This is a genomic window from Enterococcus sp. DIV0240d, assembly GCF_051711245.1.
Lineage (GTDB): Bacteria > Bacillota > Bacilli > Lactobacillales > Enterococcaceae > Enterococcus_D > Enterococcus_D casseliflavus.
Map to the genome: position 1 here is coordinate 1856913 of NZ_JBIOMG010000001.1, position 16734 is coordinate 1873646.

Sequence of the window (16734 nt, forward strand, 5' to 3'; positions counted from 1 at the left end):
CAGATGAAGCGAAGGGGATTATTATTTTGCGGCTTATTTGTCCTAGCCCTGATAATCGTGTATTTGCAGCCAGTATTCATGCGAAACGCTTCAGATTCAAGAATGACGATCGAGAACCCAATCAAAGCACCAACGACCATGAATTATGAACCAATCGCAGCCCAAGGATTAGCTGAATTGATTGGGGAGCCTGTTTCTGATTTTGAAGAAATCTACGGGCTTCCAGTTCAAACGTATCGCTCGGGCTACGAGTTTGAAATTCGGGTCTACAATCAATTAGACGATCAGCAATATGTTGAGATCAATACTGATGGTGAGAGTGTGCAGGCAATCAAAGTGATCGGCGCCGGGGGATCTTCCCTAGCGCCCTTTGCAATGGGCATGACCTTGACTGACTTGACTGAGCTGACCATGATTTATCCAAATTTTACCTTGACACAAAATGATCGCACCATCAGTTTTGAGTTGATGGAAGAAGATATGAACTACCGACCCTTAGTAGCGTTTGATAATGGGACATTTGCTGTTTTATTCTTTGATCAAGAGACGGCTCAACTGCAGGCGATCACTTATTTGGATCAGACGACCCTGCTTAAGTTAGCGCCCTATCCCTTGACAGAAGGAGAACGACCGCTGTTTCAAGTTTCGCAAACGATTGACCAAGCACAAGCTGATCTTGAAAAAGAGACGTTAGCCTTTGTCATTATTGATAAGCTTCGTAATCAAATCGGTTTGGAAAGCTTTGTACAAGATACCCAGACGCATCAAGATGCGGTCGGACTTTTAGCGGATTTGACGAATAATCTATCGGATCATTTGACCTCTCAACGCATCCATTCCTATCAACGTGCTCTTTCTTCGGAAAAAACGAGTAATTTTGTTTTGACGAACGATGAGTGGCAGGAGTTATTAGCAGCGAAGGAGTTAGAGGCTTCTGCTTCGATTTTTGAAGCGCCTGTCTATGATCCAACCTTTACTATTTTATCTTGGTTCAGTAACCCAAGATTTACTGAACGTTTGACCCATGAACAATCAGAAAAGATAGGAATTGCTTTTTCTGAAGCAAATATGGTAGTCTTAGTGCAAGAAGATGTAGAAGGGACCGAGGATAGTACATCAGATGATTTACGATGAAGCCTTTTTCGAGATTGAAGATCAAATCGATTCACTTGTAACGGCAATCAAAGCGAGTGAAACGTGTAGAAACTATCAAATAGCGAAACAAACCATGCATCAAGATCCTGTTGCTCAGGAATTGATGCGAACGTTTTTAGAAAAAAAGCTGGATTTTGAAAGAATTGAAGCGTACGGCGCATATGCCCCTGATTTCAAAGAGAAAAAGCGTGCGATGCGCACAGCTAAGCGACAGCTGGATCTCAATGAGCAAGTGAGCGAGTACCGCTGGAGTGAAACGCAGCTGCAGCGTTTGCTGGATGAACTGACCGTAGCGATTTCTACGTGTTTTTCACCAACTGTCAAAGTGGATGCTGGAAGTCCTTTTTTTCAATCAAAATCAAGTTGTGGAGGAAATTGTCATGCACGAGGATAAAACGCCTTTTACGATGCAGAAGCGTCGAGGATTGATCGTATGGGTCTACAGCCTACGTCAACTAAAAAATTTGCGTCGTTTTGGCTTCGTTCATTATGTGTCACGCAAAATGAAATACGTGGTCATGTATTTGAACGAAGAAGAATACGAAAGCAAAAAAACAAAAATCGAGCAGTTTCACTTTGTTCGACAAGTTGAAGCTTCCTATCGACCAGATGTCGAAATGGATTTTGCTGAAAAAATTGGTACATCAGCAGCCTATCCAGTGAAAGATGAAGGGTTTGATATCGAAGAAAAAAATACGATGATTCGATTGGCAGAAAACGTGTAATAGAAAAGTGGGGGTGCCTTGAGTCACCGCCATTTTTTTATTGCTATTTATAGAAACAGTGCTATATTTGTATTTACGAAGATCTTGGAGGGAAAAACGCATGCGTGTAGTAGCCGGAGAATATGGTGGCCGCAGATTAAAAAGTCTTGCTGGAGATAACACTCGCCCCACGACAGACAAAGTAAAAGGGGCGATCTTTAACATGTTAGGGCAATATTTAGATGGAGGAGTTGTACTGGATCTGTTTAGTGGGAGCGGGGGCTTAGCGATCGAAGCGGTCTCTCGTGGTGCGGAGCATGCCGTTTGTGTCGACCGTAGTTTTCCAGCTATCAAAGTGATCCGTGAAAATATTGCAATAACCAAAGAACCAGAAAAGTTCACGGTACTAAAAATGGATGCCAATCAAGCTTTACGCCAGTTTGCAGCTGAGGGACAAAGCTTTGACTATCTATTTTTAGATCCACCTTACGCAAAGCAAGAGATCCTGCAACAGCTAGAAGCTATGCTGAAGGATGAATTGATTCGTCCGTTTGCTTATGTAGTTTGCGAAACAGATAAGTCCATCGTCTTGCCAGAAAAGATTGGTTCTTTGCATTTGATGCGCGCCCAAACCTATGGCATATCTGCGGTGACGATCTATAGAAATGAGGGATAACATGAAAAAGATTGCTTTATTTCCAGGAAGTTTTGATCCGCTGACGTCAGGTCATGTGGATCTGATTGAGCGAGGCGCAACGCTTTTTGATGAACTGATCGTGGGTGTTTTTACAAATACCAATAAAAAAAGTTTTTTTACAAGTGAAGAAAAAGTTCATCTAATTGAAGAAGCCCTCGCTCATATTCCAAACGTCAAGATTCTGGCGCAAGAAACGGAGCTGACGGTCACGATCGCGAAAAAACTAGGCGCACAGTTTCTGCTTAGAGGCATTCGCAGTGTGAAAGATTATGAGTATGAGCGGGACATCATGGAAATGAATCATCACTTAGAACCTTCCCTAGAGACCGTCTTTCTTTTAGCAGATGCAAAGCATAGTTTCATCAGCTCCAGTTTGTTGAAAGAAATCTTAACCTTTAACGGCGATGTTGCGGAATATTTACCACAAAATATCTACGATGCTATAGTAAAGAAGCGTGATACCCATGAATCTTAAATCAACGATCAAATATGTTCTCTTGTTTGTTTTAGCACTGATCATCGCAGCCTGTGCCTTTTTGCCGATTCCTTATTATATCGAGCAACCTGGTGCAACGATCGATTTAAAAGAATTGATTACCGTCAATCAAAAAGAAGACACCTCAGCCGGCTCCTTTTCTTTAACCAGTGTCGGGATTCGACAGGCTACCGTGTTTACGGCGATTGGAACAAAATTCAATGAATTTCAAGACTTGATCAGTGAGGAAGAACTTTTAGGCGGTGCGACAGATGAGGAGTACAATCGCATCCAGCGCTATTATATGGAATCCTCGCAAAATAGTGCGATTGAGCAAGCATTAAAGCTGGCAGACTTGCCTTATGAAATGACCTATAAAGGGGTCTATGTCATGGGGATCGATCCAAATTCCAGTTTTGCGGGGAAAATATCCGTTGGAGATACCGTCACCGCTGTCAATGGCAAAGAATTTAAAAGTAGCCAAGACTTTATCGACTATGTACAAAGTCAAACCATTGGTGATGAGATCACCGTAACTTACTTGCAAGATGGTGAAGAAAAAGAAGCAACAGGCAAATTAATTGAACTGGAAAGCAATCAAAAAGCAGGTATCGGTATCTCACTCGTCGATCATACAGAGATCACTTCTGATGAAGAGATCGTGATCGATTCTGGCAATATCGGTGGGCCTTCAGCTGGGTTGATGTTCACCCTTGAAATCTATGAACAGCTAACTGGAGATAACTTGCGTAAAGGCCATAATATTGCTGGAACCGGAACGATCTCAGCTGATGGGACGGTTGGTCGAATCGGTGGGATTGACAAAAAAGTAGCGAGTGCCAGCGAAAGTGGAGCAGAAATCTTTTTTGCTCCGGACGATGAAATCACTGATGAAGAGCGTGAAATAGATCCTTCCATTAAAACGAATTACGAAGAGGCAGTGGCAGCAGCGAAGAAGTTAGACACAGACATGAAAATCGTTCCGATCGCCAATGTCCAAGATGCATTGGACTACCTAGCAACACTAAAAGAAGCAAATTAAAACGGCACTTGCCGTTTTTTTATTGTCTAAAGAATACAGTAGGCTCAAAGAAAAGGTTATGCTATACTTTTAGATAAGGAGTGTGAATCTAGTGGAATTAAAAAGACAACAACCAATCGTTGAAGCATATCATTTCGATATGAAACCGAAAGACAAAGAAATGGAAACAAAATTGAATGTCGGCTTTGCGCCGTTAAAAGTCAAAGATGAAGAATATATGGAAAAAAACAGTATTATTGGTGCCCGCTTAGAATTCCAATTGGTGTTCCCTGATTACGTTTTGTCAGGACGTGTCGGACAAGTCAATCATATTTTGAATCGCAAAGTCAATTCTGGAGAGGATTTGACGAAAGCCGAAACTGATCGCTTGGTTGAGCCCTTGTTTGATATCGTCAAACGCTTGACTTATGAAGTGACAGAGATCGTGACCGACAAACCAGGTTTACAATTGAACTTTAATACCAATTCGAACGCTGCGCAAGAAGCGAAGGAAGCAGACGAATAACGAGAAATAGGAGGGATGCCCATTGTTTTCCAATCAAATGCAAGTGATGCTATACGTCGACGATGTGACGAAAGCAGTTGAGTTTTGGCAAGAACTAGGGTTTGTGATCATTGAACAACAAACCGTTGATGGAACATCCGTCGTTGAAATCGCGCCATCAAAAGAGGCGGAGGCACATTTTGTCTTATATGACCGTGAGTTTATCGAAACACATTCACCTGAAGTCGTTTTGAATTCCCCATCGATCATGTTTTTTGCAGAAGATATTACGATACTTTATAAGAAGCTTTTAGAGATGGAAGCAGAAGTGGGTGAATTGATTCAGATGGAAGAACAACTGGTTTTCAATTTTGCCGATCCGGATGGCAATTATTTTGCTGTATCAGGAAAATAGCTTTTGTCGATCGTAACCAATCATTCGTCCTTTTGAACCCGACTTTATGTTGTCGTACTGTTCAGGACAAATGGTTGGTTTTTTCGTTTTATTGCAAGACATTTTACAGGCAAAGGTCTAAAATTGATAACAAGAGAATCAATTGCCTTTAAGGAGGAAATGACTATGCAAAACTATCTATATGCAATCAGTGATATTCATGGAATGGCCGATCTGTTTAAAAAACTTCTTACCGATTATGACCCTAAGCTCCATCAGCTGCTTTTGATTGGAGACTTAAATGATCGGGGGCCGAAGTCAAAAGAGTGTTTTTTTCTGGGAAAAAAGTTAGTCGAAGAATACCAAGCGATTTATTTACGCGGCAATCACGAGGAGTATTTTCTGCAATTTCTAAATGCCCCTGAGGATTGGTTTGCCGCTTACGTACGCAATGGCGGTAAAGAAACGATTGAAAGTCTTTTGCATACAGGCGCTACTGAGGAGTATTCGCCGACGGAAATCGCCTTAATGATCCGCAGTAGCTATCGAGACTTAATAGAGTTTTTGATGGAGCGACCGCTTTATTACGAATGGGGAAAGTATCTCTTTGTTCATGCGGGCGTGGATTTAAGTAAAAAAGATTGGCGTAAGACCGCAGACCATGATTTTATCTGGATTCGCGAGCCGTTTCATAAAGGAAAAAACCGTACAGGAAAAACGATCGTTTTTGGCCATACCATCACGCCCTTGCTGCATGGAGATATGCAGACGACGGATCTATGGCAACAAGACGACAAAATCGGCATCGATGGCGGGGCAGTATTTGGTGGATCGGTGCATGGCGTGATTTTTGATGACAAAGGGATCGTTCAGGACATCGAATACCAAAATTTAGCAGGTCCTTGGCAACCAGACTTTTAAAAGTCTTTTTGAGAAAAGACAAAAGCAGCCATAACAAGAGTCGCGAAAGCAACATTGTTTTCGTGCAATCTTGTTCGCTCAATGGCTGTCTTTTTTATGTTAAAATAGCAAAAGCAACAAAGGAAAGGTGAGAACAAATGGCAGAAATGAATCAAGAGGTACTTGATTTAGTAAAACAAGAATTAACCGCTTTTACCCAAAAACAAATCATTACGGTGTTGCAGTTATTGCAAGAAGGAAATACCGTCCCCTTTATTGCCCGCTACCGTAAAGAAATGACGAATGGACTTGACGAAGTTCAGATTCGAGAAATTGAAGAGCGATACCAGTACTTAGAAAACTTAGAGAAACGCAAGCAAGAGGTTTTGCGTTTGATAGAAGAACAAGAAAAGCTAACGCCTGAACTATCACAGGCGATTTTAGCTGCGACAAAAATGCAGGCCGTCGAAGACCTGTATCGTCCTTATAAACAAAAACGACGCACCAAAGCGACGATCGCCAAAGAGAACGGCTTGGAACCATTTGCTCAGTGGCTGTTAAGCTTCCCAAAAGCAGGTGACGTTCAAGAAAAAGCGGCCGAATTTATCAGTGATGCTGTTCCTACTGTAGAAGATGCCTTAGCAGGCGCGCACGAGATCATTGCAGAAGGCGTTGGTGATACTGCAGAGTTTCGTAGTTGGATCCGCAGCTATTACACAAACAAAGGATTGTATCAAAGCACGGTCAAAAATGCTGAAAAAGATGAAAAAGGCGTTTATGAAATGTATTACGATTTCCAGCATCCTATCAATAAGATGGTATCCCACCGAATTTTAGCCACTAATCGTGGGGAACAAGAAGACATCTTGAAGGTCGCCCTTGTGGCAGATGAAGAAAAAATCATGGAATACCTACGTCGCAAATTGATCACGAATAGGGATTCACCCGCAGCCGGTTTTGTTGAAGCTGCAGCTGCTGATGCGCTGAAACGGTTTATTTCACCAGCCATCGAACGAGAGATCCGCAATGAATTGACAGAAAAAGCTGACGAACAAGCAATTGCAATTTTTGGAGAAAATCTTCGCAATCTGTTGCTGCAGCCGCCATTGAAGGGCAAAGTCGTTTTAGGTTTTGATCCAGCGTATCGTACAGGCTGTAAACTAGCCGTCATTGATGAGACTGGAAAAGTACTAGCGATCGAAGTGATCTATCCTCATAAACCAGCGCCTATGAATAAGCGAGAAGCTGCCGGACCAGCGTTTCGTCGCTTATTACAAACCTATAAAGTCGAGATGGTCGCAATCGGTAATGGGACTGCGAGTCGGGAATCAGAGCAATTCGTCGCTGAACAATTAAAATTGATCGATCAAGAAGTATATTATGTGATCGTGAATGAGGCAGGCGCTTCTGTTTATTCTGCCAGTCCGATCGCTCGTCAAGAATTCCCTGATCTGCAAGTGGAAGAACGCAGCGCCATCAGTATTGGTCGCCGTCTGCAAGATCCCTTGGCAGAATTAGTCAAAATTGATCCACAATCCGTGGGCGTCGGACAATACCAGCATGACGTTTCGCAAAAACGCCTCGCTGAACAATTGGATTTTGTTGTTGAGACTGTTGTCAACCAAGTTGGCGTTGACGTCAATACCGCAAGTGCGGCACTCTTGCAGCATGTAGCTGGTTTAAATAAAACCACTGCTCAAAATATCGTGACTTATCGAGAAGAAAATGGTGTATTTACGCAGCGGAATCAACTGAAAAAAGTCCCTCGATTAGGACCAAAAGCTTATGAACAGGCGATCGGCTTTATGCGGATACCTGGCGGAAAAGTCATTTTGGACAATACCGGGATCCATCCAGAAAGTTATGACACTGCCAAAGAAATTTTGGCGATCGCGGGTATTTCTTTAGCGGAGCTAGGGAAAGAGCAAATGGAAGAAAATAAAGCGAAACTTGCCCAACTACGCCCAGCGGAGCTTTCCGCAAAATTGTCAGTCGGCAAAGAAACCATCACGGATATCCTAAAGGCGTTAATGCAGCCTGGACGCGATATGCGTGATGAAATGCCAGCGCCATTATTGCGCAAAGATGTGCTGAGTATGGAGGACCTAAAACCGGGAATGGAACTGAAGGGAACGGTTCGAAATGTGATCGACTTTGGTGCTTTCGTCGATATCGGTGTCAAACAAGATGGACTGGTGCATTTGTCGAAGCTGAGCCGTTCGTTTGTAAAGCATCCGAAAGACGTTGTTTCCGTCGGTGATGTCGTAACCGTTTGGATCGAGCAAGTAGATGTCAAAAAAGGCCGTATCAGTTTAACCATGGTCGATCCGGGAAATGCAAAATGACCCAACAAGAATTGCAGCATTTGGTGGAAGAGCTGTCGCTGTCTGTTTTCAACAAACCATTCACGCATCGAGCGGTGTTTAATTCTCGCTTAAAAACAACCGGTGGCCGCTACCATCTAAGTGATCACCACTTGGATTTCAATCCAACCATGCTCACAGAACACGGGATGGAGGTTTTTATCGGCATTATCAAGCATGAATTGTGTCATTATCATTTGCACTTAGCAGGTCTTGGTCACCGTCACCAAGATCCTGCCTTTAAAGCATTGCTGGCAAGAACGGGAGGCTTGCGTTATGCACCTCCTGCCAAAAGGACAGCCAAACATCGCTATCGATGCCAAAATTGCGGCTGCGAGATTCGGCGGCAGCGACGTGTGGATATCAAAAAATATGTTTGTGGAAAATGTCGTGGACGTTTGCTAGAAATAGGAAATGATGAGAAAAGTCAAGTCGAAAAATAAAACTCGTTGCTATTTTTTTCATTTTGTATGATAATGTAGGTCGTGTGACAACCTGATATTTGTCAATACACGCGTTTTTTTACGACGCGGATTTGAGAAAAGAGGATTATAATAATGGAAAATCAAAACAAAATACATCATTTTGTTGGAATCAAAGGTTCCGGTATGAGTTCATTGGCTTTGATTCTGCACGAAAAAGGCTACCAAGTACAAGGCTCTGATGTGGAAGAATATTTCTTCACTCAACGTGATCTAGAAAAAGCAGCGATCAAATTGTTGCCTTTCGATAAAGCAAACATTCAACCAGAAATGGTCATTATCCAAGGGAATGCTTTCCCTGACACCCACGAAGAAATCGTACGGGCAAAAGAACTTGGTTTAGAAGTTACTCGTTATCATGACTTTATTGGCCAATTCATTCAGCCCTATACGAGTATTGCGGTGACCGGTTCTCACGGGAAAACCAGTACGACAGGATTGCTTTCTCATGTCTTAAGCGGCATCCGTCCAACAAGTTTCTTGATTGGCGACGGGACTGGTCATGGGGAACCTGATGCGGAATTCTTTTCATTTGAAGCCTGTGAATACCGTCGTCATTTCTTAGCATATTCACCGGATTATGCAATCATGACCAACATCGATTTTGATCACCCAGACTACTTCCACTCGATCGAGGATGTCTTCTCAGCCTTTCAATCGATGGCAAGTCAAGTGAAAAAAGGCATCTTTGCTTTTGGTGATGATGAATACTTGCGTAAACTTGAAGCCGATGTCCCAATCTACTATTACGGCGTCAACGATAACGACGATGTCCAAGCAAAAAATATTGAACGCACCACCCAAGGTTCAGAGTTCGACGTCTTTATCCATGGTGAAAATATTGGCCATTTTGTCTTGCCAGCGTTTGGTCAGCACAACATCAACAACGCATTAAGTGTGATCGCTGTGGCTTACAAAGAAGGATTGGATATGAAAGAAGTTGCTGCTGAGATGATTTCATTTCCTGGAGTGAAACGCCGCTTTAGCGAAAAAATCGTGGCGGATATGACGATCGTGGACGACTACGCCCACCACCCTGCAGAAATCAAAGCAACGATCGATGGCGCTCGTCAAAAATATCCAGAGAAAGAAATTATTGCTGTCTTCCAGCCACATACCTTTACCCGCACGATCGCTTTGATGGATGAATTTGCGGAAGCATTGGATCTTGCAGACCATGTCTATCTATGTGACATTTTTGGATCTGCTCGTGAATCACGAGGAGATGTTAAAATTGAAGATCTAGGCAAGAAAATTCAAAAAGGCGGAACTGTGATCAAAGAAGAGAACGTATCTCCGCTATTGGATCATCAAAATGCTGTCGTGATTTTCATGGGAGCAGGCGATGTGCAAAAATTTGAGACAGCCTATGAAAAACTATTAAGCAATACAACTCGTAACGTATTGTAATTAAAGACTCTTGTGGCGTGTTTGCTGCAAGAGTTTTTTACATCTGAAGTTTTTGCAAAAGCAGCACCGCGAACTTGCACTTTTGTCGGCATCTGATAGAATATACTCAGATGAAACTATTCTTTTTGGAGGAATTAAATTTTGAATATAGGGAAACCGCGAAAAATAGGAAAAAGTATTGAAGATATCGAGGAAGGCGATTCGTTATCCTTAACAGAATCGATCGAAGACAATCAACTGTTGTTATATTTAGGGCTGACTAATGATGCCAATCCTTTGTATATACAACATGACTACACGCAAAAAACTGAGTACCAGCGTCCCATCGTACCATCCATTATGTTGATGGGGATCATCACCAGTGCCGTATCGAAACATTTGCCTGGTCCTGGCTCTCATGTAGTCAATTTTTCGGTAAACTTTATTGAACCTGTATATCATTATGAAACGTTGACCTTTGAATTCGAAGTGATCAAAGTGGATAAAATGAAAGACGTGGTAACTATTTCGGTTGAAGCGATCAACACAGAAGATCATCGTATTTTAGATGCTGTGGTCATGGTCCAGCCACCAAAAGCAGTAGCAGAAAATGAGGAGGAACAACAAGATGAATAATTTAAATAATGAAACTGTCCAAGCCCAAGGCTTAAATCGCTTTTATTCAAAAGTGTATTTATTCTTCGGCGTTGGGCTTGCGATCAGTGCGATCTCAGCCTATATATTTGGGGAAGTCTTTCAAGCGCAAACCCTACAATTTATCAGCAACTTTCCGCTAGGATTTACTGGTCTTTGGATCTTACAGATCATTCTAGTTATTGTATTAGGGGTGAAGGCGCAGAAAAATCCGTCCTTGACCGTTGCTGGCTTTTTAGTCTATTCGCTCTTGAATGGATTGACCTTGTCTGTGACACTGATGATCTATGACTTTGGATCGATCGTGGGAGCATTTGTTTCAGCAGCTGTCACTTTTGGTGTCATGTCAGCATTTGGGATCATGACCAAACGTGATCTAAGTGTGGTTGGTCGTATCGGCTATGGTCTGTTGCTCGGGATCATCATCTCGACGCTCTTGAATGTATTTATTTTACGCAGTCAACCGGTTGACTTTTTCTTATCGATCGTGACCGTCTTTGTCTTTATGGGGATCACCGCTTATGACAATCAGCAAATCCGCAATGTATACTTCGCAACGAATGGTGGCGCAAATACAGGAGTGGCCGTTTTCATGGCATTACAACTGTATTTGGACTTTATCAACTTATTCCTTGCGTTATTGCGAATCTTTGGAAAAAACAACTAAAAAAAGTGCGAGGAAACTCGCCTTTTTTTTTTGTATAAAACGAGAGAGAAAACAAAGCAATTCATCGCTTTTGTGCCCGTTCTTTGATAGAATAAAGAGGAACTTTTTGAGAAAAGGAGTAATCAAATGCCAAAAAATAAATTACTACTCGTTGATGGAAATAGTGTGGCTTTTCGCGCGTTTTTTGCGTTGCATAATTCATTAGAACGGTTTAAAAATGCCAATGGGCTGCACACAAATGCCATCTATGCGTTTCATACTATGTTTGAAAATGTGATGGCAAAAGAACAGCCAACACATGTTTTAGTGGCTTTTGATGCTGGAAAAACCACCTTCAGGACAGCGATGTATGAAGACTATAAAGGCGGACGTTCAAAAACCCCTGGGGAATTTAAAGAACAAATGCCTTACATTCGCGAATTGATCAACGCGTTAGGTGTTCAATATTACGAATTAGATAATTACGAAGCCGATGATATTATTGGTACATTGGCGAATAAAGTCGACAAGGAGCTATTTGACGTTGTCGTTTTATCTGGCGATCGCGATTTGACCCAGCTGGCAACGGAGCACGTCAAAGTTGACATTACGGTCAAAGGAGTTAGCGAAATTGAAAGTTATACACCCGCTCATGTGGCTGAAAAATATGACGGCCTAACGCCCTTACAAATCATCGACATGAAAGGACTAGCTGGTGATGCTTCCGATAATATTCCTGGTGTCACCAAAATTGGTGAGAAGACAGCCATCAAGCTATTGAAGGAATATGGCTCCGTTGAGGGGATCTATGAACACATCAATGAAATGAAAAAAAGCAAGATGAAAGAAAACTTGATCAATGACCGTGAGATCGCCTTTCTTTCAAAACAGTTAGCAACCATCGATGTGGATGCGCCCATTGAGGTCGATGTCGACAAACTGAAATATGAAGGCAAAGACTTAGAGAAATTGGTGCCATTCTACCAAGAAATGAACTTTAATAGCTTCTTAGAGAAGTTGCAGATTACAGCTGAACCAGTTGAGATGGAAGACATTTTATTTTCGGTCGTTGAAGAAGTAACAGAAGATATGTTCCAAGGAGACACGGCATTGTATGTCGAGATGATGGGGGATAACTATCATTTGGAAGACATCGTCGGTGTTGCTTGGGGCAATCAAGAAAAAATTTATGTCAGCAATCGTGAAGAATTGTTTGAAAGTCCAGTCTTTACCAATTGGTTAAAAGACGAGGAGCGTAGAAAGTTCGTCTATGATGCCAAACGCACGTACGTGGCATTAAACCGATACACGACAGCACCAAAAGGAATCGCTTTTGATGTTTTATTGGCAGCTTATCTTTTAGACACGAATGATGCGAATAATGACATCGCAGGTGTTGCCGCTCACTATGGCTATGATGCGATCCAATCGGATGAAGCGATTTATGGAAAAGGTGCGAAAAAAGGTCTGCCAGCGGATGAGGAAGACTTCTTTGCTCATTTAGCCCGTAAAGTAGCAGCGATTACGAACCTAACACCAAAGCTTACGGAAGAATTGGCAGCGAAGAATCAAACAGCGCTATTTGAAGAAATGGAATTGCCTTTATCAATGATTTTAGCTGATATGGAGATTACTGGAATCAAAGTTGATGCGTCTCGCTTGCATCAGATGAAGGGCGAATTTGCGCAACGGTTGCATGAAATTGAAGAAAAAATCTACGCCGAAGCTGGTGAAACCTTCAACTTAAACTCACCGAAACAACTGGGTGTGATCTTATTTGAAAAAATGGGCTTACCAGTCATCAAAAAAACCAAGACTGGCTATTCGACAGCCGTCGATGTGTTAGAACAACTAAAAGAGCAAGCACCGATCGTTGAAGACATTTTGACTTATCGTCAAATCGCTAAGATCCAATCAACCTATGTAGAAGGCTTATTAAAAGTGATCCAAGGGGATGGCAAAGTCCATACACGATATGTACAAACCTTGACCCAAACTGGTCGATTAAGTTCTGTCGATCCGAACCTACAAAACATTCCGATTCGTTTAGAAGAAGGTCGAAAAATCCGTGAAGCCTTTGTGCCACGAGAAGCTGATTGGGTGATCTATTCTTCTGACTACTCTCAAATCGAATTACGAGTGTTGGCACATATTTCAGATGATACCCATTTGAAAGAAGCCTTTATCGAAGGTCAAGATATCCACTCAAGCACAGCGATGCGAGTCTTTGGTATCGAAAAAGCAGAAGATGTGACACCAAATATGCGTCGTCAAGCCAAAGCGGTCAACTTCGGTATCGTTTATGGTATTTCCGATTATGGCTTATCCCAGAATCTAGGAATCACCAGAAAAGCCGCCCAACAATACATTGATACGTATTTTGAAAAATATCCTGGTGTGAAAACGTATATGGAGGAAGTGGTTCGTGAGGCGAAGGACAAAGGGTACGTTGAAACCTTGTATCATCGCCGTCGTTACCTACCTGATATCAATTCGCGCAATTTCAATATTCGGACTTTTGCGGAAAGAACCGCCATCAATACACCGATCCAAGGCAGTGCGGCGGATATCTTAAAGATTGCCATGATCGATTTGGCGAAACGTTTGAAAGAAGAAAAATTAGCAGCAACGATGCTGCTGCAAGTACACGATGAACTAGTCTTTGAAGTACCTGAATCTGAATTGCCTCGTCTTGACGCTTTAGTGAAAGAAGTGATGGAGCAAGCCGTTGCATTGCATGTCCCTTTACTGACAGACAGCAATTGGGGCAAAACATGGTACGATGCAAAATAAATGAGGTGAACAGAGGTGCCTGAATTACCAGAAGTTGAAACGGTCCGCAAAGGACTTGAAAAACTTGTTTTAAATAAAACGATCGAATCGGTCGAGATCCTTTGGCCGCGAATCATCGAAAGTCCTGAAGTGCCGATCTTTTCGGCACTGTTGAAAGGGCAACGTTTTGAAAAATTTGAACGACGTGGAAAATTTTTGATTTTTAAATTGACAGATTATGATCTGATCTCTCATCTACGAATGGAAGGCAAGTACGAGTATTTTGAGTCAGACCCGGTTGTCGATAAACATACACATGTCATTTTCCATTTTACGGATGGCAGTCAGTTAAATTACCATGATGTAAGAAAATTTGGTCGTATGACTTTAGTGGATAAAGACCAAAGCGCAGCCTATAAAGGCATCATGCAATTAGGTCCTGAGCCTAAGCCTGAATTGTTTTTATTAGAAGCATTTGAGCAAGGATTGAAGCGGTCTAAAAAAGCCATCAAACCCCTTTTGTTAGATCAAAAACTTGTGACTGGTTTGGGTAATATTTATGTAGATGAGGCGCTATGGCAAGCGAAGATCCATCCTGAACAACCAGCAGATTCGCTCACCCCAGCAGAAGCCAACGTGTTGCATCAAGCGATCATCGATGTCTTGGAACGCGCCGTTGAAGCAGGGGGGACCACCATTCGGACCTATCTCAATGCATTGGGCGAAGCAGGAAAATTCCAAATGTCATTAAATGTCTATGGCCAGACGGGCAATCCTTGCGGGCGATGCGGGACACCAATCGTCAAGACCAAAGTTGCCCAACGGGGGACGCACTTTTGTCCTCAGTGCCAAAAATTGCATGTGAGGTCCAGCAAATGAGCTTTGTCTTAGGGGTCACTGGCGGGATCGCCACTGGGAAAAGTACCGCAGTCGCGCATTTTCGCTCACTGGGCTTACCGATTATTGATGCCGATATCATCGCCAGAGAAGTCGTTGAACCGAATACGGAGGGCTTGCAGGCGGTGACGCAAGCCTTTGGTCCGCAAATTTTGACCGATGACGGACACCTGGATCGGCAAACCCTCGGTGCCCTGATATTTAATGATCCAGAAAAACGTCGCTTGTTGAATCAGACGCTGTCGCCATTTATTCGACAAGAGATTTTGTCTCAGATCGAAGAAAAAAGGCAGCAAGTGCCCTTGTTGATCGTTGACATTCCTTTGCTTTATGAAGCCGACTACGACCAATACATGGATCAAACCGCAGTCGTTTATGTGCCAGAAGCGCTTCAAAAAGAGCGGTTGATGGCACGTAATCAACTGAGTGAGCAAGAAGCGCAACAACGAATCGACAGTCAGCTTTCCATTGAGAAAAAGAAACAACGGGCAGATATTGTCTTTGATAATCAAGGAACGATCGCCCAACTCAATCAGCAGATCGATGATTGGTTAGCATCCTTAAACAAATAGATAAGACAGCAGGTTCCCTTCAGTAAAAGGGAACCTGCTATTTTATCTTTCAAAAGCAAACCTAGCCCTATCATTTCCAAAAACAACTGGCGCTGAAACATGTCGGAAACTGTTTGGTTTGGAAAGTAAGACGATCGTGTATGAATGGTTAAATATCAAAGTACCAGCCCTGATTTATTTTGGGGTCACGATCACGCGATTGCTGGAAAAGGGGTGAAGAATGATCGGCTGATCATAAAAAGAGGTGAGAACCTCCTCAGTAAAAATCGTCTCTCGTTGACCAGCGGCGTGGACTTTGCCGTTTTTTAACATCAGCAAATGAGTGAAAATCGGTAGTAGCTCTTCCGTATGATGGGTAACGTAAAGAAGAGTCGGCGTATTCGGCAGATGTGAAAAAGCCTCCAGACGGGTTAGCAGTTCTTCTCGCGCAAATAAATCAAGGCCCGTACAAGGTTCGTCCAAAATGAGGATCTCTGGTTGTGCCATCATGGCACGTGCGATCATGACAAATTGTTTTTCCCCTTGAGAAAGGACGTGATAGGAACGATGGATCAGATGCGACAAACCTAAGTCAGCCAAAAGATTTTTTGCTTGGATCAGCTGCTCTTCTTCGTAGGACGCATAAAGACCAATACTGGAATAAAGCCCCGAAAGAACGATCTCTTCGGCAAGATCGCGACCATAAAACTTGCTTTGCAGCGCTGAACTGACCCAACCAATGCGCCGTTGAAGATCGGGCACAGACGTTTTTCCGTAACGCTCACCTAAGACCGTTCGTTGACCAGAAGAAGGCCATAAACTTCCCGTGATCATTTGGAGTAATAAACTTTTGCCAGCACCATTCAGACCTAAAATCGCCCAATGCTCATTTTTTTTCACTTGCCAATTGATTGCTTTTAATAAATAGTTCTTGTCGCGAACGAAAGAAACCTGTTGGAAATCGAGGATTGTCATCTATTGTCGAACCTTAGACAGGTTCTTCACCTCCAGTTGTATGAATATTCAGAAAATAATCGCTCATATTATAGCATAAAGAAAAACATTTTGCTGACTGTTTGGTATCGCATTCATATCTTTTGTCAGAAATCAGAATGCTTGTTATGATGAA

18 protein-coding genes are annotated in these 16734 nt (G+C 42.5%); 17 read left to right on the forward strand and 1 reads right to left on the reverse strand.

All coding sequences use genetic code 11. The features are described 5' to 3' along the window. The first annotated feature begins 3 nt into the window (after positions 1 to 3). The 17 genes from IGJ25_RS08650 to coaE all read left to right on the forward strand — a co-directional run bounded on the left by IGJ25_RS08650 (position 4) and on the right by coaE (position 15626). Positions 4 to 1134 (forward strand): CAP-associated domain-containing protein, encoded by a 1131-nt coding sequence (locus IGJ25_RS08650; RefSeq protein ID WP_225000794.1) that lies wholly within the window; start codon positions 4 to 6, stop codon positions 1132 to 1134. Continuing rightward, on the forward strand, positions 1121 to 1549 hold the full coding sequence (locus IGJ25_RS08655) for a YlbF family regulator (protein WP_005225985.1): 429 nt from the start codon (positions 1121 to 1123) through the stop codon (positions 1547 to 1549). Before IGJ25_RS08650 ends, IGJ25_RS08655 begins: the two co-directional genes overlap by 14 nt. After that, positions 1536 to 1880, forward strand: coding sequence for a YlbG family protein (locus IGJ25_RS08660; protein ID WP_005225986.1), 345 nt, complete (start codon positions 1536 to 1538; stop codon positions 1878 to 1880). The genes IGJ25_RS08655 and IGJ25_RS08660 overlap by 14 nt, the downstream gene beginning before the upstream one ends. A 100-nt stretch (positions 1881 to 1980) precedes the next feature. Beyond that, positions 1981 to 2535, forward strand: a complete 555-nt coding sequence (rsmD, locus tag IGJ25_RS08665) for a 16S rRNA (guanine(966)-N(2))-methyltransferase RsmD (protein ID WP_005225987.1) — start codon at positions 1981 to 1983, stop codon at positions 2533 to 2535. A gap of 1 nt (position 2536) precedes the next feature. Then, positions 2537 to 3031 (forward strand): pantetheine-phosphate adenylyltransferase, encoded by a 495-nt coding sequence (gene coaD, locus IGJ25_RS08670; protein WP_225000795.1) that lies wholly within the window; start codon positions 2537 to 2539, stop codon positions 3029 to 3031. Then, positions 3021 to 4073 (forward strand): SepM family pheromone-processing serine protease, encoded by a 1053-nt coding sequence (locus tag IGJ25_RS08675; RefSeq protein ID WP_005235759.1) that lies wholly within the window; start codon positions 3021 to 3023, stop codon positions 4071 to 4073. Before coaD ends, IGJ25_RS08675 begins: the two co-directional genes overlap by 11 nt. Positions 4074 to 4164: 91 nt before the next feature. Further along, positions 4165 to 4578: a DUF1149 family protein gene (locus tag IGJ25_RS08680; RefSeq protein WP_005225990.1), complete on the forward strand. Its 414-nt coding sequence runs from the start codon at positions 4165 to 4167 to the stop codon at positions 4576 to 4578. A gap of 22 nt (positions 4579 to 4600) precedes the next feature. Next, positions 4601 to 4972: a VOC family protein gene (locus IGJ25_RS08685; protein WP_225000796.1), complete on the forward strand. Its 372-nt coding sequence runs from the start codon at positions 4601 to 4603 to the stop codon at positions 4970 to 4972. A gap of 165 nt (positions 4973 to 5137) precedes the next feature. Beyond that, the gene (locus IGJ25_RS08690) at positions 5138 to 5872 is read left to right on the forward strand and encodes a metallophosphoesterase (protein ID WP_225000797.1); all 735 of its coding nucleotides are present in this window, start codon (positions 5138 to 5140) and stop codon (positions 5870 to 5872) included. A 137-nt stretch (positions 5873 to 6009) separates the two neighbouring features. Then, positions 6010 to 8196, forward strand: a complete 2187-nt coding sequence (locus tag IGJ25_RS08695; RefSeq protein ID WP_262119337.1) for a Tex family protein — start codon at positions 6010 to 6012, stop codon at positions 8194 to 8196. Then, positions 8193 to 8657, forward strand: a complete 465-nt coding sequence (locus IGJ25_RS08700; RefSeq protein ID WP_005225994.1) for a SprT family protein — start codon at positions 8193 to 8195, stop codon at positions 8655 to 8657. The genes IGJ25_RS08695 and IGJ25_RS08700 overlap by 4 nt, the downstream gene beginning before the upstream one ends. Positions 8658 to 8771: 114 nt before the next feature. Next, complete coding sequence (gene murC, locus IGJ25_RS08705) at positions 8772 to 10106, forward strand: UDP-N-acetylmuramate--L-alanine ligase (protein ID WP_005225995.1); 1335 nt, start codon at positions 8772 to 8774, stop codon at positions 10104 to 10106. Between the two features lie 141 nt (positions 10107 to 10247). After that, positions 10248 to 10721, forward strand: coding sequence for a MaoC family dehydratase (locus IGJ25_RS08710; protein WP_005225996.1), 474 nt, complete (start codon positions 10248 to 10250; stop codon positions 10719 to 10721). Beyond that, complete coding sequence (locus tag IGJ25_RS08715; protein WP_005231333.1) at positions 10714 to 11406, forward strand: Bax inhibitor-1/YccA family protein; 693 nt, start codon at positions 10714 to 10716, stop codon at positions 11404 to 11406. Before IGJ25_RS08710 ends, IGJ25_RS08715 begins: the two co-directional genes overlap by 8 nt. 126 nt (positions 11407 to 11532) lie before the next feature. Further along, complete coding sequence (gene polA, locus IGJ25_RS08720; protein WP_225000799.1) at positions 11533 to 14178, forward strand: DNA polymerase I; 2646 nt, start codon at positions 11533 to 11535, stop codon at positions 14176 to 14178. A gap of 15 nt (positions 14179 to 14193) precedes the next feature. Beyond that, the gene (gene mutM, locus IGJ25_RS08725) at positions 14194 to 15036 is read left to right on the forward strand and encodes a DNA-formamidopyrimidine glycosylase (protein WP_225000800.1); all 843 of its coding nucleotides are present in this window, start codon (positions 14194 to 14196) and stop codon (positions 15034 to 15036) included. After that, entirely contained in the window at positions 15033 to 15626 is a 594-nt protein-coding gene (gene coaE, locus IGJ25_RS08730; protein ID WP_015509632.1) for a dephospho-CoA kinase, read from the forward strand. Before mutM ends, coaE begins: the two co-directional genes overlap by 4 nt. A 174-nt stretch (positions 15627 to 15800) precedes the next feature. On the opposite strand, the gene IGJ25_RS08735 is transcribed toward coaE, so the two are convergent. After that, positions 15801 to 16580: an ABC transporter ATP-binding protein gene (locus IGJ25_RS08735; RefSeq protein WP_225000801.1), complete on the reverse strand. Its 780-nt coding sequence runs from the start codon at positions 16578 to 16580 to the stop codon at positions 15801 to 15803. Positions 16581 to 16734: the final 154 nt, after the last annotated feature.

Bases quoted from the DNA above. Each gene is read 5' to 3' on its own strand.
- coaE (WP_015509632.1), top strand. From the start codon at position 15,033: ATGAGCTTTGTCTTAGGGGTCACTGGCGGGATCGCCACTGGGAAAAGT.
- IGJ25_RS08690 (WP_225000797.1), top strand. From the start codon at position 5,138: ATGCAAAACTATCTATATGCAATCAGTGATATTCATGGAATGGCCGAT.
- IGJ25_RS08700 (WP_005225994.1), top strand. From the start codon at position 8,193: ATGACCCAACAAGAATTGCAGCATTTGGTGGAAGAGCTGTCGCTGTCT.
- coaD (WP_225000795.1), top strand. From the start codon at position 2,537: ATGAAAAAGATTGCTTTATTTCCAGGAAGTTTTGATCCGCTGACGTCA.
- IGJ25_RS08715 (WP_005231333.1), top strand. From the start codon at position 10,714: ATGAATAATTTAAATAATGAAACTGTCCAAGCCCAAGGCTTAAATCGC.
- polA (WP_225000799.1), top strand. From the start codon at position 11,533: ATGCCAAAAAATAAATTACTACTCGTTGATGGAAATAGTGTGGCTTTT.
- IGJ25_RS08650 (WP_225000794.1), top strand. From the start codon at position 4: ATGAAGCGAAGGGGATTATTATTTTGCGGCTTATTTGTCCTAGCCCTG.
- IGJ25_RS08695 (WP_262119337.1), top strand. From the start codon at position 6,010: ATGGCAGAAATGAATCAAGAGGTACTTGATTTAGTAAAACAAGAATTA.
- IGJ25_RS08660 (WP_005225986.1), top strand. From the start codon at position 1,536: ATGCACGAGGATAAAACGCCTTTTACGATGCAGAAGCGTCGAGGATTG.
- IGJ25_RS08675 (WP_005235759.1), top strand. From the start codon at position 3,021: ATGAATCTTAAATCAACGATCAAATATGTTCTCTTGTTTGTTTTAGCA.
- IGJ25_RS08655 (WP_005225985.1), top strand. From the start codon at position 1,121: ATGATTTACGATGAAGCCTTTTTCGAGATTGAAGATCAAATCGATTCA.
- IGJ25_RS08735 (WP_225000801.1), bottom strand. From the start codon at position 16,580: ATGACAATCCTCGATTTCCAACAGGTTTCTTTCGTTCGCGACAAGAAC.
- rsmD (WP_005225987.1), top strand. From the start codon at position 1,981: ATGCGTGTAGTAGCCGGAGAATATGGTGGCCGCAGATTAAAAAGTCTT.
- murC (WP_005225995.1), top strand. From the start codon at position 8,772: ATGGAAAATCAAAACAAAATACATCATTTTGTTGGAATCAAAGGTTCC.